Annotated in this window: 24 protein-coding genes, 1 tRNA gene, 1 pseudogene and 1 riboswitch; of the genes and pseudogenes, 7 read left to right on the forward strand and 19 right to left on the reverse strand. The window is 68.5% G+C overall.

Features of this window, described 5'->3' with window-relative positions; translation table 11 throughout:
- Positions 1 to 33: 33 nt before the first annotated feature.
- Positions 34 to 1,461 carry a rifampin monooxygenase gene (rox, locus tag ACFV4K_RS10720; RefSeq protein ID WP_379273876.1) on the forward strand — a complete coding sequence of 476 codons (1,428 nt, stop codon included), beginning with the start codon at positions 34 to 36 and terminating at the stop codon, positions 1,459 to 1,461.
- 10 nt (positions 1,462 to 1,471) lie between these two features.
- Here the strand turns inward: rox and ACFV4K_RS10725 are convergent, their stop codons facing one another.
- The 9 genes from ACFV4K_RS10725 to ACFV4K_RS10765 all read right to left on the reverse strand — a co-directional run bounded on the left by ACFV4K_RS10725 (position 1,472) and on the right by ACFV4K_RS10765 (position 11,110).
- Positions 1,472 to 2,842 (reverse strand): hypothetical protein, encoded by a 1,371-nt coding sequence (locus tag ACFV4K_RS10725; protein ID WP_379273877.1) that lies wholly within the window; start codon positions 2,840 to 2,842, stop codon positions 1,472 to 1,474.
- A gap of 82 nt (positions 2,843 to 2,924) precedes the next feature.
- Positions 2,925 to 3,230, reverse strand: coding sequence for a hypothetical protein (locus tag ACFV4K_RS10730; protein ID WP_357094104.1), 306 nt, complete (start codon positions 3,228 to 3,230; stop codon positions 2,925 to 2,927).
- Positions 3,231 to 3,323: 93 nt separating this feature from the next.
- Positions 3,324 to 3,396: transfer RNA gene (locus ACFV4K_RS10735), tRNA-Gly, on the reverse strand.
- 138 nt (positions 3,397 to 3,534) lie between these two features.
- Positions 3,535 to 4,881, reverse strand: coding sequence for a hypothetical protein (locus ACFV4K_RS10740; protein ID WP_379273879.1), 1,347 nt, complete (start codon positions 4,879 to 4,881; stop codon positions 3,535 to 3,537).
- Positions 4,878 to 6,551 carry a cutinase family protein gene (locus ACFV4K_RS10745; RefSeq protein WP_379273881.1) on the reverse strand — a complete coding sequence of 558 codons (1,674 nt, stop codon included), beginning with the start codon at positions 6,549 to 6,551 and terminating at the stop codon, positions 4,878 to 4,880. The genes ACFV4K_RS10740 and ACFV4K_RS10745 overlap by 4 nt, the downstream gene beginning before the upstream one ends.
- A gap of 17 nt (positions 6,552 to 6,568) precedes the next feature.
- Positions 6,569 to 7,225, reverse strand: a complete 657-nt coding sequence (locus tag ACFV4K_RS10750) for a hypothetical protein (protein ID WP_379273883.1) — start codon at positions 7,223 to 7,225, stop codon at positions 6,569 to 6,571.
- Between the two features lie 422 nt (positions 7,226 to 7,647).
- Positions 7,648 to 8,526 carry a MinD/ParA family protein gene (locus ACFV4K_RS10755; protein ID WP_379273884.1) on the reverse strand — a complete coding sequence of 293 codons (879 nt, stop codon included), beginning with the start codon at positions 8,524 to 8,526 and terminating at the stop codon, positions 7,648 to 7,650.
- Between the two features lie 3 nt (positions 8,527 to 8,529).
- Positions 8,530 to 9,726, reverse strand: coding sequence for a hypothetical protein (locus ACFV4K_RS10760; RefSeq protein WP_379273886.1), 1,197 nt, complete (start codon positions 9,724 to 9,726; stop codon positions 8,530 to 8,532).
- 22 nt (positions 9,727 to 9,748) lie between these two features.
- Positions 9,749 to 11,110, reverse strand: coding sequence for a hypothetical protein (locus tag ACFV4K_RS10765; RefSeq protein WP_379273888.1), 1,362 nt, complete (start codon positions 11,108 to 11,110; stop codon positions 9,749 to 9,751).
- 363 nt (positions 11,111 to 11,473) lie between these two features.
- On the opposite strand from ACFV4K_RS10765, the gene ACFV4K_RS10770 reads away from it, so the two are divergent.
- The gene (locus tag ACFV4K_RS10770; protein ID WP_379273889.1) at positions 11,474 to 12,130 is read left to right on the forward strand and encodes a hypothetical protein; all 657 of its coding nucleotides are present in this window, start codon (positions 11,474 to 11,476) and stop codon (positions 12,128 to 12,130) included.
- 4 nt (positions 12,131 to 12,134) lie between these two features.
- On the opposite strand, the gene ACFV4K_RS10775 is transcribed toward ACFV4K_RS10770, so the two are convergent.
- The 4 genes from ACFV4K_RS10775 to ACFV4K_RS10790 form a co-directional block, all read right to left on the reverse strand.
- Positions 12,135 to 12,449, reverse strand: a complete 315-nt coding sequence (locus tag ACFV4K_RS10775) for a DMT family transporter (protein WP_379273891.1) — start codon at positions 12,447 to 12,449, stop codon at positions 12,135 to 12,137.
- Between the two features lie 9 nt (positions 12,450 to 12,458).
- A riboswitch (guanidine-III (ykkC-III) riboswitch) is annotated at positions 12,459 to 12,522 on the reverse strand.
- Between the two features lie 77 nt (positions 12,523 to 12,599).
- Positions 12,600 to 13,217 (reverse strand): LysE family translocator, encoded by a 618-nt coding sequence (locus ACFV4K_RS10780; RefSeq protein ID WP_379273893.1) that lies wholly within the window; start codon positions 13,215 to 13,217, stop codon positions 12,600 to 12,602.
- Between the two features lie 39 nt (positions 13,218 to 13,256).
- Entirely contained in the window at positions 13,257 to 13,454 is a 198-nt protein-coding gene (locus ACFV4K_RS10785) for a DUF397 domain-containing protein (RefSeq protein WP_379273895.1), read from the reverse strand.
- Complete coding sequence (locus ACFV4K_RS10790) at positions 13,451 to 14,356, reverse strand: helix-turn-helix domain-containing protein (RefSeq protein WP_379273897.1); 906 nt, start codon at positions 14,354 to 14,356, stop codon at positions 13,451 to 13,453. The genes ACFV4K_RS10785 and ACFV4K_RS10790 overlap by 4 nt, the downstream gene beginning before the upstream one ends.
- A gap of 170 nt (positions 14,357 to 14,526) precedes the next feature.
- Here ACFV4K_RS10790 and ACFV4K_RS10795 point away from each other — a divergent pair, with 170 nt between their 5' ends.
- On the forward strand, positions 14,527 to 14,730 hold the full coding sequence (locus ACFV4K_RS10795; RefSeq protein WP_379273899.1) for a hypothetical protein: 204 nt from the start codon (positions 14,527 to 14,529) through the stop codon (positions 14,728 to 14,730).
- 4 nt (positions 14,731 to 14,734) lie between these two features.
- Complete coding sequence (locus ACFV4K_RS10800; RefSeq protein WP_379273901.1) at positions 14,735 to 14,959, forward strand: hypothetical protein; 225 nt, start codon at positions 14,735 to 14,737, stop codon at positions 14,957 to 14,959.
- 19 nt (positions 14,960 to 14,978) lie between these two features.
- On the opposite strand, the gene ACFV4K_RS10805 is transcribed toward ACFV4K_RS10800, so the two are convergent.
- The 6 genes and pseudogenes from ACFV4K_RS10805 to ACFV4K_RS10830 all read right to left on the reverse strand — a co-directional run bounded on the left by ACFV4K_RS10805 (position 14,979) and on the right by ACFV4K_RS10830 (position 19,588).
- A complete protein-coding gene (locus tag ACFV4K_RS10805; RefSeq protein WP_379273903.1) occupies positions 14,979 to 15,350 on the reverse strand; it encodes a hypothetical protein in 372 nt (123 codons plus the stop codon).
- A 3-nt stretch (positions 15,351 to 15,353) separates the two neighbouring features.
- Positions 15,354 to 16,097, reverse strand: coding sequence for a hypothetical protein (locus ACFV4K_RS10810; RefSeq protein WP_379273905.1), 744 nt, complete (start codon positions 16,095 to 16,097; stop codon positions 15,354 to 15,356).
- A gap of 284 nt (positions 16,098 to 16,381) precedes the next feature.
- Positions 16,382 to 17,581 carry a ferritin-like domain-containing protein gene (locus ACFV4K_RS10815; RefSeq protein ID WP_379273907.1) on the reverse strand — a complete coding sequence of 400 codons (1,200 nt, stop codon included), beginning with the start codon at positions 17,579 to 17,581 and terminating at the stop codon, positions 16,382 to 16,384.
- 694 nt (positions 17,582 to 18,275) lie between these two features.
- On the reverse strand, positions 18,276 to 18,518 hold the full coding sequence (locus ACFV4K_RS10820; RefSeq protein ID WP_379273922.1) for a dihydrofolate reductase family protein: 243 nt from the start codon (positions 18,516 to 18,518) through the stop codon (positions 18,276 to 18,278).
- 31 nt (positions 18,519 to 18,549) lie between these two features.
- Positions 18,550 to 18,730 (reverse strand): annotated as a pseudogene (locus ACFV4K_RS10825) (IS256 family transposase); the annotation flags it as partial.
- Positions 18,731 to 18,787: 57 nt separating this feature from the next.
- Entirely contained in the window at positions 18,788 to 19,588 is an 801-nt protein-coding gene (locus ACFV4K_RS10830; RefSeq protein ID WP_379273908.1) for a LuxR C-terminal-related transcriptional regulator, read from the reverse strand.
- A gap of 406 nt (positions 19,589 to 19,994) precedes the next feature.
- Here ACFV4K_RS10830 and ACFV4K_RS10835 point away from each other — a divergent pair, with 406 nt between their 5' ends.
- The 3 genes from ACFV4K_RS10835 to ACFV4K_RS10845 all read left to right on the forward strand — a co-directional run bounded on the left by ACFV4K_RS10835 (position 19,995) and on the right by ACFV4K_RS10845 (position 23,986).
- On the forward strand, positions 19,995 to 21,419 hold the full coding sequence (locus tag ACFV4K_RS10835) for an amidase (RefSeq protein WP_379273909.1): 1,425 nt from the start codon (positions 19,995 to 19,997) through the stop codon (positions 21,417 to 21,419).
- A gap of 386 nt (positions 21,420 to 21,805) precedes the next feature.
- The gene (locus ACFV4K_RS10840; protein ID WP_379273923.1) at positions 21,806 to 22,996 is read left to right on the forward strand and encodes an MFS transporter; all 1,191 of its coding nucleotides are present in this window, start codon (positions 21,806 to 21,808) and stop codon (positions 22,994 to 22,996) included.
- Between the two features lie 162 nt (positions 22,997 to 23,158).
- Complete coding sequence (locus tag ACFV4K_RS10845; protein ID WP_379273910.1) at positions 23,159 to 23,986, forward strand: alpha/beta fold hydrolase; 828 nt, start codon at positions 23,159 to 23,161, stop codon at positions 23,984 to 23,986.
- Positions 23,987 to 24,133 lie beyond the last annotated feature (147 nt).

Raw genomic sequence — 24,133 nt, forward strand, 5'->3', positions numbered from 1 at the left:
AGGCGATGACCTGCGGAAATCAGGAGGGCGTTCATGGTCGATGTGATCATTGTCGGGGCCGGGCCGACGGGGTTGATGCTGGCCGCGGAGCTGCGGTTACACGGGGTCGGGGTGGTCGTGCTGGAGCGCGATCCGGAGCCGACCAAGGTGGTGCGGGCGATGGGGATGCACGCGCGCAGTCTGGAGGTACTCGATCAGCGCGGGGTCGCGGATCGGTTCGTGGCGCTGGGCAAACAGCACGACCCGAGCGCCTTCTTCGCCGGGATCGTGCCGTCGAAGCCGTTGACGTTGGACAGCTCGTTCCCGTTCGTCCTCGGCCTGCCGCAGCCGATCACCGATCGCCTGCTGGCCGAGTGGGCGGTCGAGCTCGGCGCGGAGATCCGCTACGGCGTGCTGGTGACCGGGCTGACCCAGGACGCGACGGGCGTGACGGCCGAATTGGCCGACGGTTCCACGCTGCGCACGCGCTACCTGGTCGGCGCCGACGGCGGCCGCTCCACCATCCGCAAACTGGTGGGCGTCGATTTCCCGGGCGAACCAGCCCGCTTCGAAACCCTGCTCGGCGAGGTCGAACTGACCGCCCCGCAGGACGAGGTGATGGCCACGGTCATGGAGGTGCACAAGACCCACCGCCGCTTCGGCGCGGTCCCGCTCGGCAACGGCGTTTACCGCCTGGGCGCCCCCGCCGACGGCCTGGCCGAGGACAGTGACGCCCCACCCACCCTCGAGGACCTCACCCGTCAGGTTCGGGCCTTGGCGGGCACCGACTTCGGTGCGCACTCCCCGCGCTGGCTGTCCCGTTTCGGCGATGCCACCCGCCTTGCCGACCGCTACCGCGTGGATCGCGTCTTCCTCGCGGGCGACGCCGCCCACATCCATCCCCCGAACGGCGGCCAGGGCTTGAACCTGGGCGTCCAGGACGCGGTCAACCTCGGCTGGAAACTGGCCGCCGCCGTAACCGGCTGGGCCCCAGCCGATCTCCTCGACACCTACGAATCCGAACGCCGCCCCGTGGCCGCCGATGTCCTCACCACCGCCCGCGCCTCCAGCGAACTGACCTCCCTCGACCCCGGCCAGCAAGCCATCCGCCGCATCCTCACCGAACTCATGGAGTTCGAGGACGTTCACCGCTACCTCATCGAAAAGGTCACCGCCCTCAATATCCGCTACGACCTGGGCTCGGACGACGACCTGATCGGCCGCCGCCAACGAGACGTGGCTGTGAAGAACGGCCGCCTGTACGAACACATGCACCAGGCTCGAGGTCTTCTCCTCGATCAAACCGGAACCCTCTCGATCACCGGCTGGTCCGACCGGGTCGACCACGTGGTCGACATCAGCGATCAACTCCCGGCCCCCGCCATCCTCCTGCGCCCCGACGGCCACATCGCCTGGGCGGGATCGAACCAACAGGACCTCCAGCCGGCCCTGTCCCGCTGGTTCGGCGCCCCCACTCCCTGATCCCGGCGGGTCAGCGGGTGAGGCGGAAAGGACCTCGGTGCCACTGCCAGTCGTGACGGTGGACCAGGGCGGCGAGGTCCAGGAGGGTGAGCCCGCTCTCGGTGCGGAAGGTGTCGAGGGCGGGCCAGGTGAGGGGGCCTTGGGAGAGGCGACTCATCAGGGTGGACTCGTGGTGGGTGTCCACCTTGCGGGACAGCAGTTCTGGGAGGCCGTGGCGGCTGCCGGTCCAGGTGAGCCAGCCCCAGCCGCGGGTGAAGGCGGCCGCGCGGGAGGCGGCGGCGCGGGTGCGCTGGGGGTGCAGTGCCGTGTGGGCGAGGGGGGAGACGTCGATGAGGACGGTGCGGCCGTCGGTGAAGGTGGCTGCGGCCGTGGGGTAGTGGACGCGCTCACTGCCGTCGAGGTCGTAGGTGACGGCGACGGGAAGTTCGCGGAAGGTCTCGACCCGCGGGCTGGTGTCGAGCAGCCGGAGCAGGCGGGCCTGCAACGCGGTGTCGAAAGTCACTTCGCGGCCGAGCTTTTCGGAGAACATGTGGCCGCGACTGTCGTCGTCGTAGTCGAGGCGGCCCGCCGGGAGGCTGGGCAGCGGTTCCGGACTCCCGCCGCCGGGCCATTCGACGCGGCGCAGCCACGGAGCCCAAACATCGTCTCCCGCATCGGCTGTCACATCCTCGGCGGCCCCGGCGGCGAGAGTTGCTCGTCGTGCCGGTGCTGGATCGCCTGCGGCATCGGTCGCGCGACCGGTGGCTGCCGTGGTCGCCGGATCGCCTGCGGCGCCGGCCGCATGGTGGTCGGCTGCGGAGCCCGCGGTGCCCGGCGCACGCCGCGCTCCACCGGTCACGTCCTGCCCCGGCACCGGCAGTAGATGCCAGCGCCCCTTCTGCTGCCAGCCCGCGATGCGCTGGAAGACGAAGCCCGCCAGGCGTTTCGCGTCCTGGAGGTCGTGTCCGGCGAGCCGGAGTTTCAGGTAGGCCCAGTCCTGGGCGGCGATATCGCCGTCGGTGGCATAGGTTTCGGCGAGCAGAGCGCGCACGAGGCGTTCGTCGCCGTGGCCGACGGGGTACCGCTGGGCGAATACCGACAGGTCGGGCTGGCCGGTGGCGAGGGTCTGGCGCAGCATGGTGCCGACCGCACGGGTGTAGAGCTGGCGGGCCCGGTCACGGGAGACCCCGAAGCGCGCACCGAGCAGTGTCAGCGTTTCGGGGTTCTCGCCATCGAGTCCGAGTCGGCAGGTGATGAGTTCGGCATCGCGGGGCCGGTCGGCCGCCACCTCGGCGGCGAGACCCGCCAGGACTTCGTGGACGTGCTCCAGCCCGAAGTCGACCCCGTCTGCCGGGTCGTCGCGCAGCACGGTGCGCGCGGTGCGTGTGTCGCTCGTCGTCAAGGCGGCCCCTACCCGTGTTCGCCAGTCTGTTCGACGAGCGTAGCCGGGGCCACCGACAGTCGGCGCTGTACGCGCGGGAGGGTCAGAGGACGGCGTTCATGATGGTGCCCGCGCTGGTGGCGACAATGCCGCCGATCATCGCGCCGGCCACCATCTTCGGCGAGGCGAGCCCGCTGCCCGACCATTTCTCCCAGGCGAACCGGCCGCCGGCGTAGGTGATGGCCATGACGCCCGACAGCAGCACGAACCAGGTGAAGTAGCGAACCAGCTTCATGAGTTTGTCCGCGACCGGGGGAGTCTCCGGGGTCGGGTTTCCGAGCTGGGCGAGTGGGGCAGACACGAGATCATACTGGGAGAGCACAGTGTCGTGGAAGGCGCTGAGCAACATGGTCACCCTGCAAAGGTACCGCGAATTCGCGCCGACATGCCCGGGAATGTGCGCCAGATCTAGTGCGCAAGAACAACTTTCGTTGTCGTGTTGAGCGGATGACGAGATTCGAACTCGCGACCCTCACCTTGGCAAGGTGATGCGCTACCAGCTGCGCTACATCCGCATCGCTTCCGTTCCGGCGTCTCCGCCCGTCCGGCTGCGAGAGAGAACATTAGCCCACCCGCGCGCCAATTCCAAAACGCCCTGGCAAACCCTGAGTACCCCCGCGTGCCACCTCGGCTTCCGTACCGGGCCGTACCGGCTATTTCGGGGTGTCCTCGCTCATCGGGACCAGCGCCGAGATGAGGGTCGCCCCGCCGAACTGGGTGGTCATGACCAGCTGCGGGGCCCAGGTGCGTTTGGTGGCGTCGGGATGCTGCTCGGTCACGACCATGATGTGCTGTCCGTCGAACGGCCCCGGCATGATCTGCACGCAGTAGGTGGTGCCGACCGGGATGGAGTCGATGCCCGCCTGGATCTGCTCGATGGACGGCGCGGGCGCGTCGGGGGCGTACATCTCGCGCACGGCCTTGCCGGATCGGTCGACGTAATACCGGTTCTGGAGTGCGAGGATCGCCTCCGGCCCGGACCGCGTACTGCCCGGTCCGTTGCCGCGGACGGTGCCGCCCTTGGCTTCGTTGGGGCACAGGTTGGCGGGCAGCCCGGACGCGGGTTGATCGGTGGCGGCGGTCGTGGCGGGAGCGCTGGCGACCGGGGCCGCCGCGGGCGTGGTGGCCGCGGCTTTCGCGCGCTGGTCGTCGCCTTGGCCGACCTTGGCGATCTGCACGACGATCGCCGCCGTCACCACGATCGCGGCGAGTGCGCCCAGCGCCGGGACCGCCCACCCGCGTTCGCCGGTGGCGGGGAACCGGAACCGTGGACCCGATCGGGTCGGGTGGGGCGCTCGCTTCAGCGGCCGGCGTTCGTCCGGGAACCCCCATTCCGAGGATCCGCGCTGGCGGGGCGGGGTGAAGTCGCTGGACGCCCGATCCCGCAAGGAGTCGTACACCGCTTGGGCGCGGGGGGAATCGTGTGCGGTCCGGGTGCGGTGCGCGGCGGCCTCGCGGGACGACGGTGTCGGGTGTGAGGACGGCTGGTGTGCCGACGCCGCCGGGTGCGAGGTCGGCTCGTGTGCCGACGTGGTCGGGTGCGAGGTCGGCTGGTGAACCGATGTGGCCGGGTGCGCCGCCCGGTACCGCGAGGCAGGTTCGTTTTCCCAGGTCTGTGGCTCCGAGGCCCTCGCATGCGAGGGCCCGTCGCCGGTCCCGGCAGGGGCGGCGTCGTCCGCGGTCCAGGCATCGGATCGTCCATGGGCCGATCGGTTGTCGGTCGTGCTGTGTTCGGCCCGGTGCCGTGCCTCGTACTCCGCGGCCTCGTAGTCCCCGGTCTCGTCGTCGTAGAACTCGTCGTATCCGTCGTCGGGGTCGTCGTCGTACGCGTTGTAGACGTCGTGGCCGCGTGTCGACCCCGCATACTCGTCGCGCGGCGGCGGCCCGCTCGCGCCGGTGATCCAGTCCGCCCAGCTGCCGGTGTACGCGCCCTCGGTCGCGGGGGTGGGCGGTTCCGCGCCCGGACCCGTTGTCCGCGACCCTGATTCGGTGGTGCTCATGGCGTCGCCTGCGGGATGAGATCGGGGATCAGCGGAGCCCCGCTGCTCGGCGTCGTGGTGAGCACGCCGCTCGGCAAGGTGGTGGCCGCACCGTTCGAGGGCGTGGTCGTGGCCCCGCCGAGCGGGAACTGCCCACCCGGGGCGACCGTGGTGGTCGCGGTGGTGGTGCCCGCGAAATCCATTCCCACGCTGGGCTTGTCGCTACCGCCGCGCGGCGTGGCCCCGGGCGTCGCGGCCCCCGACAGATCATGCGCGACGGCCGCGAACCACCGTCCCACCCAGTCGGTCGGGCTGGCCCCGAATCCCGCGCCCTGGGCGTGGGTGTAGTCGTGCTTCTGCGCGGTGTCCCAGTACCGCACCCACGTGGTGATGTCGAGCAGATCCTTGTTGTCGGTGACGTTCTGGGTGACCGCGGAGAACGCCTGCGTGGTGAGCCTGCTGATGGTGGTGGGCGGCACCAGGTTGGCGGCGGCCCCGACCAGTTTGGCCCCGAACACGGCCAGTCCGGCGATCGGATTGGCGAGCCCGGCGGTGGCGATCTCGGCGATATTGCCCGGCGTGAGAATGTCTTTCACCACGGCCACGATGGAGTTGATGGCGATGGTGCCGACCTTGAGCAGCGCTTGGAACGCGCCCGGGATATCGACCTGGGTATTGGGGTTGGACGCGTCGGCGATGCGCTGCGAGATGGATTTCTGCGGCTGATACGACATATCGGTGAGCGAGGTCCCCGACACGTCCTTGTTCACCACGGAAGTGGCGGTCTTGATGGAGGTGAACGCCAGCGCCTCCGCGATCGACTTCAGTGATCCGATCGGGTCCCCGGCCGAAAGCTCCACCTGCCCGGCGATATTGGCGACGGTCCGCACCAGCGGCGCGCCGACGGGGGTGTCGCAGGCCAGGTCGCCTTCGGTGCAGAATTCGGCGACCCGCCCGACCAGCGAGCCGAAGTTCTCCAGCGTGCCGCTATCGGGTGCGATGCCCGCGCCGGAGGCGGTCTTGGTGGCGGGCGGATCACCCAGCCCGGCAACCGTTTTCCCGTCGGTTCCGGGTGCGGCGGTGGGCAGCTTCTGATCCGGTTTGCCGGGGAACAGCGGCGCGTTGGCATTGCGGTTCGGGTCGCCGAACAAGGCGACGGCCGCGACCTTCTCCGCGGGCACGGTTCCCTTGCCGGCCCCGACTTCCTGCGCGAACACCGAGGCCACGTGCGCGCCCTGCGAGTATCCGGCGATGGCGAGCCGCGTGTTCGGGCACCGGTCGGTGATCTGTTTCGCCATGGACCGCAGGCGTTCCAGCCCGCCGGTCACCGACTGGCTGTAGGTGGTCTTGGAGACGGCGACGACGCCGCCGAAGGAGGCCTCGTAGGGTACGTAGGCGCGGTCGACGAGCTCGTCCCCGGCGTCGGCCATCATGGGCCGGAACACTTCCGACAGCATCCCGGTGTCGGTGGTGACGGCGGCGTCGGGGGAGGATTCGCCGGTGCCCTGGATGCCGAGCGCGTACAGGGCCGGGCATTTGTCGATGGGCACCGTGGTGTCGGGCGGGCCGCCGTGGGCCACGGCGAGGTCGAACACGCCGGGCCCGGCGGCCGCGGTCCCCACCACGCAGACGGCGGCGGTGAGCAGCGCCGCGCTTCGGAACCATCGGGTGGACAGCAGTTGTCGATGCACGACGCACCTCGTTCAGGTTATGGGCCGACTGGGTCCGCGCCGTGTTGCGCGCGTTCGGTGATCCGGGTCCCGGCTATGCGTGCCGCGGTGAGGATCTGCTCGGCCAGGAGCCGAACCGGTTGCGGGGGAGTGCGGGTGGGATCGCCTTCTTCCATCGGCGAGACTCCGGCGGCGGGATCCCAGGCCGCCATCTCGTAGGGTTCCAGCGCCCGCCATTGTTCGAGCCACCCGAGCCGCCAGGTGCGGGCGCCCAGCTCGATGGCCAGTCCTTCCATCTCCTCGCGCCGTTGCGCGACCGGAACCGGTAGCGGCCGAGCCGAATCCGCCACCGTCAGCACGCCGACGACCGAGCTCCCGGCGGGCGTCGCCCGCGCCTGATGCGCCAGCAGCGCCCGGTGCAGCGCGTTCACCCCGCGCAGATGACTCCGCCCGACCAGCACCACCAGCGGCGAATCCATATCCGCGCCCGCCCCGATCCGCGCGGGCCACCGCTGCCCGGCATCCCCGGCCCAGCGCAGACTGGCCGCGAGACTGCTGACTCCCGCCCCACCGTGCACGCCGACCAGCCACAGCAGGGGTGGACGCGGCGGGCGGTTCGGTACGGCCCGATGCCACATCGCCACGGGCGGCACGGCCGGAGTCGGCGGATTCTGGTCTATGGCCTCGAAAAGCATGTCCCGGCCGCGTGATCGCTCGCCGACGCCGCTGGGCGGTAGGTGCTCCGCACCGTCCGAATCGGCTGTGCCCGCGTTGCTCGGAGTCGTGAGGCCCGCGCTACCGGGAACCGTTCGGTCCGGGCTCTTCGGATCCGTGGGAGTTGCGGCGTGCGGGTCTGTCGGGTTCGGACGGTGCGGGTCTGTCGGGTTCGCGCTGTGCGGGTCTGTCGGGTTCGGGCCGTGCGGGTCTGTCGGGTTCGCGCCGTGCGGGACCGTCGGGTTCTCCCGGCCCGGGTCCGCTCGTGGCGCGTCGCTTATGGGGTCCGGGGCTTGCGCCGGGCTCCGGTCGTCGGCGGTACCGGTTCGCCAGGCTCCCGCGCCGCGTGGCTGCCACGCGGCGGACGGTCCGGGAGTCGCGGCGCCCGGGAGCTGGGTGCTGGTCATCGCAGCGCTCCCAGCAGGGTGAGGTAGGCGTCGCGGGTTTCGGCGGCGAGCCGGTGCCAGGAGATGGGGCCGCCGGTGGCGAGGTGCAGGTCGAAGGGGATCTGCACGACGGCGCGCACCCAGGAGCCCAGGTGGGTGCGCACATGGTCGATGACGGTGGCGGCGGAGCCGGGCACCTGTTCGGTGAGCACGATGACGGCGTCGCCGACGACGAACTCGCTGAAGTTCTCATCCAGCCAGGCCAGCGCGGGTTGCAGGCGGTTGATGGCGTCGGGCCGCGCGGCCACGGTGATCACCAGCCCGACGCGGGGATCCGACAGCAGGGGAGCGGCCAACCGGCTGGTGACCGGCGCGCCCGCGTCGAAAACACCCAGCAGCCCGGCGTTTTCGAGATATCTGGCCACCGAGGTCAGGGATTCCCTGCGCGGCAACGGTTCCGGCGTCCGCGTCAGCACCCGCACGCCGGTGGAGGTCTGCCCCGAGCAGGCCCCGACACTGGCGGCCGTCCCCGGATCGCGGGTGCCGAGCCAATTCTGGAGTGAGCTCACCGGTGCGGCGGTATCGCAGCCCCGCAAGGCCACGTCCCCGCCGCCGAGCGTGGCGTCCACCACGACCGGCCACACGTCGCCGTCGCTGTCCACCGCGGCCGCGGCGGCCAATCCGAGCGCGGTGGTGCTGGCGCCCGACGCGCCGGATCCGCCCAGCACCAGCGCCGCGGGAACAGCGGCCCGCACGAGCCGTCCCCGCCCGCCGTGCAATGGCACCGCGTCGGTGGGTGACCCGGCGGGGCCGGGCCGCATCAGATCACTCTCGTACGACTCCCCGTCGCCGCCGTGGCCGGCCGGTGGCCGGAGCCGGTCGTCGATATCGACCATGGCTCACCGGCTTCCGGCGATGATCGAGGTGATGGTGGTGCGCCCGTCGCGGGTGGCGGTGGTGATGACCTGCTGCCACGAGGTCTGGGTGCCGTCGGGATGCTTCTCGTCGACGCTGACGTTCCACCGGTCGGCATCGGCCTCGGTGATGGTCACGCAGTGCTGGGTCCCGGCCGGCGTCGCCGAGATCGCGTCGCGCGTGGCCTGTTCCGGCGCGACCCGGGCGTCGGCGCTGAGCACCGACCGCACCGCCGCCGCGTCTCGCAGCACGTACCACGCGTATTCGAGCCGCATGATCACCCCGGGCCCGCTGGTGAGGTTCCCGGCCCCGGCCCCGCTCACCCGCTGCGGCGTATCCGTCTCTCGGCACCACACGGCCAGCCCCGGCTGATTCCCGCTCGCCGTGCTCGTCCCCGCCGTCCCCCCGGGCGTGCTCCCCGCACTGTTCCCTGGAACGGCTTGCGGCTCATTCGAATCCCCGGCCGACGACACCAGCCACGCCACGCCCGCCACGACCACGAGCGCCAGCGAAACCCCGGCAATCGCGATGGCGCGAGCCCGGATCCGCATTCGCCGCTGCGTCTGCACCGACCGCCGCCGCGCCTCGTCCACCAGCGCCGCCATCGGATCCTCGGCCCGCAGATCCTCCACGGCCCGCCACTCGTCGTCCCACCCGGAATCCCGCCCCGCCGAAACCGGCTCGGCGGCGGCCCCTTCCGTCAGCCACGAGGCCCACCCCGCCACCTCCACCGGCTGCGTCGCCGCCTCCGGCGCGGCCCCGACCGGCACGATCTTCGGCATCACCGGCCGCCGAACCCCTTCACCCGCTACCGAACCCCCACGGACCGCAGGTTCGGTCACCGGCTCCAGATCCTCGCCCGGAGTTTCTTCGCGTCGATGCCGCGACGCGCCAGGCTTGGGCACCCGCCGCGTAGACGCGGCTGCGTGCCCGCTCGCCTGCGTGGCCGCGGCCGGTGGGATTTCGGCCGGTGGGGGTTCGGGCGCGCTGGGTTCGAGTCGCAGGAAATCGCCGTCCGGCTGGTCCGGGCCGGGCTCGCGGTGGTGCGCCGCGGCGGCCGGGTCGGCGGCGCGGGGTTCGGCCTGGGTGGCGCGGGGTTCGGGCTGGGCGGCGGGGAGTTCTGGCTGGGCGGGTAGGGGGCCGGGGGTGGAGTCGCTGCCGGCGTTGTTGTCTGCGGTCACGGCGTCATCCGTGTCGTTGCGGTCACGCGCCCGGCGGGGCGGGCTGCAGGGCGGCGATGAAGGCTTCCGGGGTGATCGCGGGCATCTGCGCCACCGCGGCCCGGAACGAATCGACTTGCGCGTTCACGCCTTCCACCACCTGCTCCACCACGGGCGCGGCCTGCGGCACCGCCGCGACGACCTGCTGCCCCGCATCGGCCACCACCTGCTGCACCACCGGCGCGGCCTGCACCACCGGCTGCTCCATCACCGGAGCCACCCCCTGCGCGACCGGAACCACCTGCTGCTCGATCGCGGCCCCGACCTCCTGCACCGCGGGCACCGCCTGCTGCGCCACGGGCGCAACCTGCTCGAACGCCGTAGCGACCTGCTGCACAACCGGAGCCGCCCCTTGCGCCATCGGCGCGACCTGCTCGATCACCGCCCCGAGGTGGTGCAACGCGGGCGCGAGCATTTGCGCGATCGGCGCGGGCACCCCGATCAAAACCGAAACCGGCTGCACCCCAGGCGAACCCGCTGCCGGATCCACTCCGTCGATCGGAGCTGAAGCCGCGAGCGGTGCTTCCTGTGCGACGGCATGTGGCGCTCCGGCGACACTCACGGCCCCGGCGATACCACCGATGACTGCTCCCGCAGCTGCACCGACGCCAACACCGACGACTGCCGCGGGCATGATGCCAATCAGGCATCCACTCACGCCACCGACCGCGACACCAGCGGGAAGGCCAACCCCTGCGGTGGGGATCGATGCGATCAGGCCACCGGCGAGCGCCCCGACAGCGCCGCCTACGGCACAACCGATCGACCCTGCGGCTGCACCGACGATCATGCCGCCGTAGCCACCGAGTCCTCCGCCGATCATGGTCGAACCGGCCATGCGATCGGAATCTTCTCGGGAGAAGCCCAATCGGTCGTACTGGGCGGCGATTTGCCACTCCACGCCGTCGAGGTCCGCCTGCAGCTTGTCCCGCGTCCTGGCGTCCACGAAGTCGGGAATCTGCACCGTGGTCGTGCCAAGCCGCAGATCATGTGGGCTCGCAGGCATTACTGCGGGCGCGGTTGCGTCGGGTTGCTCAGCCTGGGGCTGGGCTTCCTGGGGCGATGTCTCGGTCTGTGGCTGGGTGGCCTGCGGCTGGATGATCGTGTTCTGCTGCGGAGACGGTGTCGTCTGCTGCTTGGGGCGTGGCCGATTCGCAGGCGGGGGAGGCGGGTCCGGAATCCAATCCGCAGCGCTGGGAGGCGCGGGCTGGGTGCTCAATCCCGGCTGCCCGTCTCCGGGCACGGCGAGCCCCGGTTGCCCCGGCGCCGCGACGGCGACCCCTTGGCCCGCGACCAGCGCGATGGGCAGCATGGACAGCAGGATCGACGTTCGTTTGGTCTTCATCTCCCCGGTTCCCCTTCCCCGAACGGACAGCAGCGGGCTCGCGACCCGATTCCCCCGAACGCCAGGGCATTACGCACCACTGGCAGATGACACAGGCGGCCCACCGGAACCAGGTCCCGATGATCCATCATCAACCCCACCACCTGCGATGATCATGTTGCGGCCCTGATGTTACCCGGATCGTGGGTCCCCGCAACCGGTTCCGTGACAGGAGTGACGAATTGTTAAACCGAACCGATCAACACTGCTAGACCCGCCACCGTGCCCGCTCGCGTCATAGAGTGAGCCCGACCGCGCGGGCCGCCGAACTCGCGTCCCCGCAACGCTTCTCGACCGTTCTCGGGTTCTACGGGAGGAATCATCGTGCGCGCCAATTCAGCACACCACGCGCAAACTTTCACCGCCACTGTGGCGGCCCTGCTCGTCGCGGCGACCGCCGTCACCGTCTCCGCCTGCGGTCTAGGCGATGAACCCGCCACCAAATCGACTACCACGGCGGCAGATCCGTCCCGTCCGCCCGCCGACGTGCGCTGGGAAAACTACCAGGGTGTCCAACTCCCGATCGGCGGCCACGACGGCCCCAGCAAACTCGGCACCACCGCCGCCGGCTACACCCACACCCCCCAGGGCGCGGCCTTGGCCGCCATCAACCACAGCACTCGCCTGTCCCTGGCTCCCGACGGCGTCTGGCCGCAGGTGGCCGCGATCTCCCTGATTCCCGGCGCCGCCAAGGATTCCTGGGTCCTGGCCCGCGCCCAGATCTCGATCACCGCCCCCGCCAATCAGACCGTGGCCCCCCACATCGCCGCATACAAGCTCACCGCCTACACCCCCGACCGCGCCGACCTCACCGTCTACGCCACTTACTCCGACGCCAGCATCACCGCGTCCACTCAGACCGTCGTGTGGGTTTCCGACGACTGGCGACTCCAACTCCCCGACCCCACCGCCAAAACCCAGACGGTCCAATCGGTCCCCGCCGTCCCAGTCGACGCGGTGAAACTGACCCCCGCCAAATAGCCGTCTATCCGACCAACTTCAACCCGATCACGCACGCCACGATCCCACCGAGCAGCAGAACCTTGATCGCACTGACAGCGGCCTCCCCGGTGGCCATCGAGTACACGACCGTCAAGACGGCCCCGATCCCCACCCACACCGCGTAAGCGGTCCCCACAGGCAGTCCGCGCATCGCATAGGCCAGCCCGGCCATGCTCACGACGAGCCCCACTCCGAACACTGCGCTGGGTCCCAGCCGGGTGAACCCCTCCGACTTCCCGAGCGCGGTAGCCCACACGGCTTCGAAAACCCCGGACACCACCAACACCAGCCAAGACATGACTACCTCCGAAGGCCGTCTTGTCGCACGCCGGGTACGGCTCCCTCGTCCGGGCCCCTGATAGGGGCTACCTCCACCATGGCAAATGCTCAGCGACCCGGGCAAATTTCCAGATGGTGATATCTGCCTCCACCTCGAGGCCGGGCAGGCCTACTGGTTCTGCACGGCCAGCCGTCCCGCGAGTGCGATGAACGAGACCCCGAACACGCGGCGCATCCACGTCATGACCGTCGGACGGGAAATGACGCGGCTGCGCACCCCCGCCGCGAAGGCGCCGTACCCGGCGAACACCACGAAGGTCGCGAGCATGAACAGCCCGCTCAGTTCGAGCATGCGCATGGTGGCGCCGGTCGAACCGTTCGGCACGAACTGCGGCAGGAACGCGAAGAAGAAGATCGTCAGCTTCGGGTTCAGCACATTGAGCAGAACGGCGGACGCGATCACCCGCCCGGCGGTGGGCGCGGCCTCGGAACTCTCCTCCGAGATGGCGAGAACTTCCTTGTCCCGCAGCGTATTCCACGCCATGTAGAGCAGATACGCCACGCCCAGGTACTTCAACGTCTGAAACGCCACCGCACTGGCATTGAGCAGCGCAGCCAGCCCGGTGATGGCCGCCACCATATGCGGCACGATCCCCAACGTGCACCCGAACGCCGCGATCACACTGGCCCGCACTCCCCGCGCCAACCCCGCGGCCAGCGTGAACAGCACCCCGGTACCCGGCGTCGCCACAATGACAAGCGTCGTCAACAGAAACTCGATGCTCATCCCCCGCACAGTAACCGAGCACGGAGTCCACCGCCTCGACTAACGCCGCCAGACCCCACTGCCCAGGAACCGATCCCACTGCTCCCCGGAGAACACGAGCACCGGCCCACCCGGATCCTTGGAATCCCGCACCCCGACGATCCTTGACCGGTCGGCGAAGGCGACCTCGACGCACTCCGATGCATCGGCGGACCTGGAGGACTTGAACCATTCGGCGTCGCGCAGATTGTTGATCACTTCGCGTACTCCTTCGCGGTGGCCGACAGCAGCTCCCTGGTGTCGTCTTCGCTCAACGCTACTCGCCGGAGATCTGTGATCGCTTGCTGGAAGCGGACGATCACCTGCTCCTGGTCCAAGTAGAGTGCGCCGACGGAGCCTTCGACGTAGACCACCGGTGGTTCATTGAGATGGTTTGCGAAGGGCGGGAATTCGAGCAGTCCGAACGACTGGAGCGCGAGACCGGCATGCGCGCCGACGCCGAACGGCACTACACGAATGGACACGTTCTCGCGTGCGCCGATCTCGGCCAAGTGCAGCAGTTGCTCGACCATGGCGGCGAGTCCGCCAGGCTGATGCTTCAGTGTTGCCTCAGACAGGATGGCCTCCAATCGAAAGTTCTTGTCGTTGAGGCGTTCCTGCCTCTTCGCGGCGAGCTCGAGTCGGCGCTCGACATCGACATTCGAAAGGTCCGGGTGTGTCGCCTTGATCAGGCTGCGCCGGTATTCGGACGTCTGCAGTAGCCCGTGGACCATGACGAGTTGGTGGGTCGTGAGGTGATTGGCGGCCGTCTCCAGGTTCAGATAGTGATCGAAGTGCGGTGTGAATTGGTCGCTGTACGACCGCCACCACCCCTTGGACGTTCCCAGCGCCCTCGACACCAGATCCTGCTGCTTCACCTCGTCCCACAGTGCGAGCAGGTCATCGCGTTCTTGGCTCGGATTCGCGATGCCATAGAACTCGAGTAAGTCACGTATTTGAGACGTAGATATTTTGACCCGCTGACCATCTTCCATTCGGCTGATGCTCTGCGGCGACATGTCGACGTGCCGACCCGCGACGAATTGTCCTTTACTGGCACGCAACCGGAAGCTGCGCAGAGTGCGCCCAAGTGCCCTGCGTGGAAGTGTCGATCCAGCCATTTTGTTAGCCTCGCTATCTGGGGAGCGCCGTACTGGAATAGGCCAATCTGGATGTCCAACAATCTCGGTGGAATTGCGCTCTTCGATGGTGCCAATCGCCCCTGCCTGATGTCTACTGGGATTCGGCGCGCCACACCGAATTTCGAAATGTCATCGAAAAGGAGGCCGAAATGCCCTGGGACGCATGGGCCCTGCTCGCGATCATCGCCCTCTGCGCCGTGATCACCGCCCGCACCGCCGTGGACTCCTACCGCCTGTGGCGTGAGTCCCGCACCGACACTCTCCGCTTGTCCCTGACCGGCGGCGGCCACCTCGACATCCCGTGCCCGCCCGGCCATCCCACCGGCCGCCACCGCACCCACGACCCGAGGTGACCACATGACCCCCGCCGAGATCGCGGTCCTCAACGCCCTTTACCCGGACCGCACCCTCACCGCCCCGCAGATCCAGCAGTCGGCCACCCTCACGGGCCACCGCACCCGAACCGCCCTGTCCCACCTCGAATCCCGAGGACTGATCACCCCCAGCCGCCCTCGAGGTCGCTACCGCATCACCCCTCGGGGCCGGGCCGCTCTGGCCACCAAGGCCCGCAGGTTCTCCTGATGCCGCGCCAGGACAAGGGTCAGAGTTCGATGGCGTCTTCCGGGCCGGCGGGCTGGTCGTCCACGGGCTCCGCCTTCCTGCGGAACGCGGCGGCGAGCAGTACCACGGCCGTGACGATCAGGACGTGGGCGGTGAGCATCACCGCCATGGGGAGGACGAAGCCTTCGTCGGTGAGAATGCCGTGGTCGCCGACGCAGTACAGGGTGTAGTTGGTGGACGTGCCGTCGGAGTCGTGGAAGGTGTCGGAGACGACCATGGGTTCGGTGGCCGGGGCCGAACAGAACAGGGCAGCGGTGAGTTTCGCTTCGCCGGGCCAGATGGCGACGGGCACGACGATGCTGAAAGCGCCGATGACGAGGCCGGTCGACAGGGCTGCCATCACACGGGCCATCGCCTACACCTGCTGGGCTCGCAGGAACACGCCGGCGCGGTCGAACTCGACGACCACCTCCGAGCGCGCGGACACGACATTGGCCACCATGCGGATGTCCCGCCCGAAGCGGCTCACCAGAACAGCGGTGACCTGCCCGTCGGGGATCGCACTGCGCGCCCGTGCCGTGTCCACGATGTCTTCGATCCGCGAGAGCCCCGGCACCTCGCTGACCCTGAAGTTCTGGCTGTCCAGGTCGTCGAAGGAGGAAACCCGCACCGGCCGAGGGTCACTCAGATCGCCGAGCGTGAACGAGTAGTCATCCATCACACGAGACTGTCCGGGCGGCCGGACCCGCAACCGAACAGTCGGTTCGCGCGCGGTGAAATCGCCCCCGTCGAAGAACTTCGTCACCTGGGCAGGCTGGTCGTTCACCACCATCCGGAACTGAGTCGAGTTCGGCGCCGTCAACAGCATGACATTCACCTCCGGATCGCTCGCCCCGATCCGCTGCCCCAACGCGGCGACCGCCCCCTGCGCCAACGCACTCACCAATCCACCCCCACGCGCCCGAACCTCGTTCTCGAATTCCCCCCGATCCACCGCCCCGATACACCCGCTGGTACTCCCGAGCACGGCCAAGCACACCACGACACGAAACCAGCCGCCACCACGCATGCCCCGAATGCTATGCGTCACGAACCGCTCGCGCTGCGCCGCTCCTGGGCCGGATGTGCTTGCCATGAGGCGAGTCGCCGCCAGCCGCAATTCTTGCTATCGAGTGAATCAGTCTGTCGCACATACGATTTGCGGAAATCTGGGCGCTCATGGTCCAGTTCGGTTTGATAAGGAATGGGCCAACCGGGACAATCGCCAGCCCACCACCATGTTCCAGGACAAGGGCTACTGGCAGCACCTCGGCTCGAACAGCGCGGGCCTGCGCCGCCCGTCCCGTCCCCACATCGGCAACGTCATACGCCCAACAGCCTTGGAGGCCAAACGAATTCGAACGCCCTATTCAGCGGCTGCGGCCGGCCGAAGACTCGTGGTTCTCAGCCGGCACGTCGAGCAAAGGGGTTGGCATGTGCACAGAGACGCGCTGCGATCGCGGCCGGGTCGGTGACGGCTGGTAGTTGGGAGATTCTGTCGGCGAGCTGGTGTAGCGCCAACGTCAGGATGCGCCATTCGGAGGGACCGTTGAGTAGCGGGCGCAGCGCGCGCGGCGCCTCGAAGGTGAGTCCGGCGTTGATTCCTGGGTGTGTCGTGGAGGCGGGCAGCCGCGCCAGAGCCGTTCCGAGTGTGCTGATGATGCCCATCATGCTGATCGCAGTATCGATCAGCGCCAATTTGTCGGTGGGGTCGCTGTCGGCGGGTCGGCCGTAAGCCTGGTTGAGGCAGCACAGCATCAGGGTGTAGACGGCGTTGCCGGCGTCGTTGACGGCGGCGGCGTCGGGCGCGTCGATATAGATCTTGCCCGCGGGTTCGGGCGGGCGGCGCATCACCGGATTGGTGGCAACCGGCCATGACGGAGTGAATGCCGGGTCCTCGGCGAGGATCTGCTGGTATTCGGTCCGCAGGGCTTGTAGCCGCGCGAAGTGGTTGTGATCGCCGTAGGCCGGTCCGCCTTCGCCTTGGGTGATGATGGTGTCGATGGCCACGGTCGCCTCGGCGAGGTTCGTGATCGAGATGAGGCCGGGCAAGGCGACGACATCGGGGCCGACCTGGGCCGCGGATCCCCCACAGAACAGGACGTTCTCGCCCTGGGAAGACGCCAGGTCGGCCAGTGATCGTGCAATGGCCTGGTAGAGGTCGCCGATGGTCGGATAGTCCTGGCCGGCCGGGAAGAACCGGCCGGCGGCCGTGCCGCGGAGATAGTCGGGACCCCCGCCGAATGCCGGCGGGTCGGTGACGGTGCTGCCGAAGGGCCGTTCCAGGAAGATCAGGTGGTCGAGCGTCTCGAGGTCGAATCCCGCCAGGGCCAGCCGAATATCGGCAGGGTGACAGCCGGGTGGAACGGGGAAGTTCTGCCGACCGAAGTGGGGGTGGGCTCCGAGTGCGACCATCAGGTTGGACACCAGCGCGAGGTGAACCATCTCCTCGATAGCGATGCTGATCAGCACATCGCGCCAGCGCCGTACCGCTTCGGCTTGCCGATGTGGCAGGCCCCCTGCCGGATCTGTGCGTAGCCCGAACGCCGCGTACAGGTAGCCGCACATCACCCCATGTTCGAGTTCGGCGGCCTCGGCCAGCACCGAGAGCAGTTGGGCCATGGTCGGGATCCGCAAGGTCGGTTCAGCGCCGGCCGTCATCGGGCACCTCCGAGGTCGGGCAACAGCGTCGCGGCATGATGACCGAACGCTTCGGGATAGCGGGCGATCAGAGGCCGGTAGCGGGCCATGGCGCGGATCCTCCGTGTTCTGCGCGAGTGAACGCAGCAGGGTGAGCGCAGGTTCGGGGTGCCGGTGAAGGAGCGTGTAGCCAGGTACAAAACCGATTTCGGTGAAGAATTTCCAACGCGATAATCGGGAGTAGCGCGTGGTGCTCGATTCCATTCTTGATCATACGGCCCGAAACGGGCAAATGGACTGAGTGTCGAGAGGGGGCCTTCGCCTGGTCGCGATCGATTCACCGGAAGATCCGGAAGGCACGCACTACGACTTCCCTCACGAAACGAAAGTCGTTCTAACCTTTCACGGTCCCGGCCGAGCTGACCCACACCCCGGATTCGGTAACCATCCGGCGCCCCGCCGACACCGAGGTCTGGGCCACGACAGGTGTCTGGTACCCACCGGTGAACCTCGGGTGCGGACCCAACCTCACTCGGCAACCACCTTGGAATACCGCTCGGCAGCCACCGAGCCGGTGAGAACTGGGCGCGGAGCCGTTTCGTTGGGGGCGAGGCACGCGTAGGCGATCCTCGAAGTTGGCATTGTCTTCCGAGCACTGTCAGCGCACGACCGAGTAACGCACGCAGGCGAATTCGCCGTTGTGGGCGACTTCCTCGGTCTTCAGCTCGAGACGGCGGGGGAGCAGGGGTGCGCCCGCGCCCAGCGTGACAGGGGCGATGGATACGATGATTTCGTCCAGCAATCCCTGATCGGCGAATTGCCCGACCAGCTCGCCGCCGCCCATCAGCCAGAGGTCCTTGCCGTCGGCGGCCGCGGCCATCTCCTTGTGTACGACCTCCACCGGCTCCGAGGTCAATCGGACGTCGCGGCCGTTGCGGTGACCGGCGGCACCAAGCCTGGCAGGATCGCCGAGGAAAACCGTTGGCGTTCAGCGGTTTCCGCATCCACACGCTTATCGTTCACGCGTGGCGCCTGCACCGGCACCGCGCCCGCCGCGGTCAGCACCTCACGCTCGGCGTGGTAGCCGTTGCGCACCACCGGCCGATGGCCGTTCGTGCTGGTCCACGCGTTCAACGCGCACGAACCAGCACGAAATCCCCATCGGTGGATTCAGGCTTGATCACGCAGAAAAGAATGTGCGACAGAGTCGTTGTCTTTTTGCATTCCCGCGCAGGCGGGACCGGAGTTGTGGTAGTTCACGGTCAGTCCCCAGCGGGCTGCGGTGGCCGCGGCGGCGGTGCGGTTGGGCACGTGGAGTTTTCGCAGGATGCGTTCGATGTGAGTGGCGACGGTGGAGGGTTCGACCCGCAGCTCGGTGGCGAGGTTGGCGTTGGATCCACCTTGTGGAAGTAGCGCGAGCACGACGAGCTCACGGGGCGTGAGGCCGCGAGGTGGATCGACGCGGCGATATGCGACCAGGGTCCCGCCGGATCGCGCCGCCTGCATCCGCGTCCGGTATACGACGTCGCTGTCGAGCAGCAGATGGTCGCTGGGTCGACCGGACGCGGCGACCGCCCAAGCGAGTTCGATGCCGGCGCTGCCGGGTACGAACGGGTGCGTTGTGGCGGGCCCTGTCACCGGATGTACGGTTCCGCTCGCGGTGACGATGACTACCGATTCCTCCTGATCGGCCGGCACTGCGATGCCGCGGCAAGGATCTATGGCCGCACCGACCACGTCTGCCAGCAGTGCGAGTGCTGTCACCGACGTCGTGGGAAAGGGTGTGTGCGTGGTGGTGCTCATATTGAGCATGCCGACGTAGCGGCCGTCGGCGGCGAACAACGGCTGGGTCAGGCCTTCCTGATAGCCGAGCGGGACGATTACCCCGTCGAAGATCGGACCGTGACGTACCTCCGCCGGTACCTCGCATAGTCGCATCGGTATCTGGTCGTTCCGGAGCCGGGCGAACAAGGGATGCGTGGGCAGGCAATTGTTGGTGACCTCGAGCGCCGCTTGGGGGTATCCGACGCTGGCCGCCGTGATGTGGACCCGGGCGACCGGGTCCCACCGCGACAGTGCGGCGTGCTGATAGGCGACGACTCGCGACAGCTCGAACAGCACACGTCCCAGGCCCGATCGGTCCGGTGTGGCCGCCGTGATAGCGGCTCGCACTCGGACCGCGGCAGCGGGTTGCAGATCTCGACCGGGTGTACCAACCACGTCCACAGTATGGCGTCGGCCAGGACAACCCGATCCGCCGACGCCTACCACGGATGCACAGTCACCGTTTCGCCGCGTCCGTCGATCAACGGATGCCGCGCTGCCCGCCCCGTCCTAGCTTCTCCCACAACAATCACAACGAACCAGGAGAGTTTCGATGGATATCGCCGATTACGCCAGGCGGGACGCCACAGAGCTGGCCCAGCTGATCAACGAAGGCGAGGTCAGCGCAGCCGAGGTGCAAGCTGCGGCCGCGGCCGCGATCACGCAGGTCGATCCCGAGCTCGGCGCGGTCGTCGGCGAGGTGTTCGAGCGGCCCCTGGCCTACGACGCGTCCGGCCCGTTCGCGGGGGTGCCCTCCGCTTTCAAGGACTTGATCATTCACGCGGCCGGCGTGCCACAGCGCAACGGTAGCCGGTTGTTCGGCCCCGGCGTGATGTACGCCGACGATACGGCGTTGATGGCCCGCTTCCGTCGAGCCGGTCTGGCGATGATGGCGGTGACCACCTCTCCCGAGCTCGGTTTCAACGCCACCACCGAAGCTCTCGCCTACGGCGCACCCACGCGCAACCCGTGGGATCCGACCCGCACAGCGGGCGGATCCAGCGGTGGCGCCGCGGCGTTGGTCGCGGCCGGAGCGCTGCCGCTGGCCCATGCCAACGACGGCGGTGGCTCCATCCGCATTCCGGCCGCGGCGTGTGGGCTGGTCGGGCTCAAACCGAGCCGCGGCCGCGTCTCCGCCGGTCCCGACTACGCCGATCCTCTGCTCGGCATGGGCGCGGAGTTCGCAGTCACGCGCACTGTCCGCGACTGTGCGGCGGTGCTCGACGCCGTGCACGGCAGCGAACCCGGCGACAAGTATCTGTTTCCCGCCGAGTCGGCGAGCTACCGCGCACTGATCTCGCGCCCGCCGCGCGCACTGCGCATCGCGGTCGCAGGCGAGCTCTCCCAGGCTGATCCCGCCTGCGCCGACGCGGTCCGCCGCGTGGCCGACCAGTTGGCTTCGATGGGCCATCGCGTCGAGGAAGCAACTCCGCGCATCGACACCGAGGCGTTCAATCACGCCAATCTCGATGCCTGGTGCAGTTTCCTCGCCCATACCGTCACCACCGCGGCCAAGGCGCTGGGCGTCGACCCCGGAGCCGAACACCTTGAAGCCACCACCCGCGCCTGCGTCGCCTACGGCGCCACCAGGACCGCGGACGACTTGTACGTCGTCGAGGAGACTTTCAACTGCGCGCGCCGCGAGGTCGCTCGACTGCTCACCGATTACGACCTCTACCTCACCCCGACTACCGCCAGCCCGAATCTCCCTCTCGGTCACCTCGACGCCGACGACGCGAACTTGACCGCGCACGAGTGGTACCGCAAGATCTTCGACTTCGCGCCCTTCACGGCCCTGTTCAACGCCACCGGCAATCCAGCGATCTCTCTGCCCCTGGCCCGCTCGGCCGAGGGCTGGCCGATCGGCGTGCAATTCGTCGCTCCCTACGGCGACGAAGCCACCCTGCTGACCCTGGCCGCCGACCTCGAACGGCGATTCCCTTGGCACCAGCACCGCCCGGCGATTTACGCGCACTAACAGTGTTGTTCACTCTGCCGGGCAGGCAGGTCCCGACCAGCGTCGGATTCCGCACAGGTCTCGAAACAACCCTCGCGGCCCCGGCTGGGGCAGACCGGCCGCCTTGATGGTCACCCCCCACCTCGACTACGAAGGTCTCCCGTTAGAGACGGCGCCACCCGTCTTGCAGGTGAACCTGCGAGAGCTGGCGGTGGCATACCACTGGGACAAGGAACAGCAGGAGTGAGACTGGTTGGCTCGCTGGAGCATTCGCTCCTGATCCCTCGCCCGGTCACTCCACCAGAGCGCGCCCGGGCCATCGACTACAGGAAAGATTTGTGTCACACAGCGCCGCCACCATCTCCAGCCCTTACCTTCCCGAAGCTGTCCGCGCCCAACGTCGTGTTCTGACTGTGCTGGTATCCGCGCAGATCCTCAGTGGCGCCGGACTGGCCGCCGGTATCACCGTCGGCGCACTGCTGGCCGAGGACATGCTCGGTTCCACCAGCCTGGCCGGCCTACCCAGCGCTCTGTTCACCGCGGGCTCCGCGCTCGCCGCCGTCGCCGTGGGGCGGCTGTCCCAGTCCCGCGGCCGCCGCGCCGGCCTGGCCGCGGGCTACTTCACCGGCGCGATCGGCAGCCTCGGTGTTGTTGGTGCCGCCGTCGCGGATAGCCCGGTGATGCTGTTCGTCGCGTTGGTCGTCTACGGCGCGGGCACCGCCACGAACCTGCAAGCGCGTTATGCCGGAGCCGATCTGGCCACAGCCTCGCACCGCGGCCGTGCCGTATCGACAGTACTGGTGGCCACCACTCTCGGTGGTGTCGTCGGTCCCAATCTGGCCGCCCCGACAGGCACACTGGCTCGCGCCGTGGGAATTCCCTATTTGGCAGGGCCGTTCCTGCTCGCCGCGCTGGCCTACGGCGTGGCCGCGCTGGTGCTGGCGGTATGGCTGCGCCCGGACCCACTGCTGTTGGCGCGACAGATCGGCGCGACGGACTCCGTTGCAGCGCCGAGTACCACGGAGAACTCGTCTGCTGACGGTTCCGGCAAGGCGATTGCCGCCGGTGGATTCCTGATGGCGCTCACGCAACTGGTGATGGTGGCGATCATGACGATGACGCCGGTCCACATGCTCGCGCACGGCCACGACACGGCCGCCGCTGGGGCGGTGATCGCCGTCCACGTCGGCGCCATGTATCTGCCCTCTCCGTTGACCGGATGGCTCGTCGACCGCTACGGCTGCCTGCCCGTCGCCGCAGCGTCCGGTATCACGCTGCTCGTCGCAGGCATACTCGCTGGCCTCGCACCCGGCGACCGGGTCACCCTGCTCGCGCTGGCACTGGCCCTGCTCGGGCTGGGTTGGAACCTCGGACTCGTCGCGGGCACCGCGATCATCACCGATACCGTCACGCTGGCCTCTCGGGCGAAAACCCAAGGCGCGGTAGACGTATCCATCGCCATCGCCGGAACCACCGGCGGCATGAGCTCCGGACTCATGGTCGCCGCTACCAGCTATCCGACGCTGGCACTCACCGGTGGTGCCCTCGCACTGGCGGTCGTCCCAGCCGCCGTGTACTCCGGCCTCCGAAACCCCTGAACCCCACACTCAACGAGGCCGGGAAACCTTAAACTACGCTTGGTAGTAGACATCGCCCCGAGCTTCTTCGTAATCTCGTCCCAAGGCTTGACTCGGTGGAGTGCTGAGGTAGGTCGCGACTTTGAATCATGTTGGGGGAGAAGGGGAGGGGTGGGGGCGCGCATGAATGATGCGGCGAACTCGTCGGCGACACCAGCGAAGCTCTGCAGGAGGGGTTCAGGTGAACCACTTTTGCTTCTTCACGCGTTCACGCAGACATGGCATTGCTGGAGCGGGGTGATCGATGAGTTGTCGAACGAGTTCGACATTCTTGCACCGACCCTCCCGTTCCACTGGGGTGGCCCGGTCGGCGATCGACCGCTGACCATTGCCGCAGGGGCCGACCATTTCGAAACGCTGATGGACGAGACTGGTTGGGAGACAGCACACATCGCTGGCAATTCCCTGGGAGGGTGGATTGCGCTCGAGCTCGCCCGGCGTGGCCGGGCACGCAGTGTGACCGCCGTCGCCTCGGCGGGGCTGTGGTCGCGCGGCAGCCGTCACGCCGACCGGCTCCGACTGAAGTTCCGGCTCGGCGCATTCCTCGCACCGCTGTCGAGGGGTTTCGCGAACCCGGCATTGGCCGCCATCGGCCAGGTCGCCACGATGCGCACGTTCTGTCATCGGCCAGGACTCGTCGCCCCCGATCTGGCTGCGATCGCCATGCAATCGGCGGGATTCTGCACAGCGCGAGACATCAACGCGATATGGCCGACTGACACCGCGCTGGAGATTCTCGACCGGATCAGCGCGCCGACCACGATCGTCTTCTGCGCCCGTGACCGCGTGATCCCACCCGCGCGCTTCGGTGCGGAACTGGTCACACCGTCAGACAATCGCCGGGTGGTCATGCTGCCCGATGTCGGCCACGTACCGATGCTCGAAGCCCCTGGCAGAGTAGCGGTCGAAATTCGCCGCACAGCAACAGAGCCAGTCGTCAACGCCGACTGAAGCCACCTCGAGAACATCCGCTACTGCCGCTGAGCGCTGGATACAGGTCGGCCGTGTGTCGTGTCGTGGGTGTGCTCCAACGTTCGGCAGGTGAGGAATCTGGCATGGTGCGATCGAGGGGATAGTCGAATTGCCCTCGCGCCCCGA

The sequence above is a fragment of the Nocardia sp. NPDC059764 genome (assembly GCF_042732555.1).
Taxonomy (GTDB): domain Bacteria; phylum Actinomycetota; class Actinomycetes; order Mycobacteriales; family Mycobacteriaceae; genus Nocardia.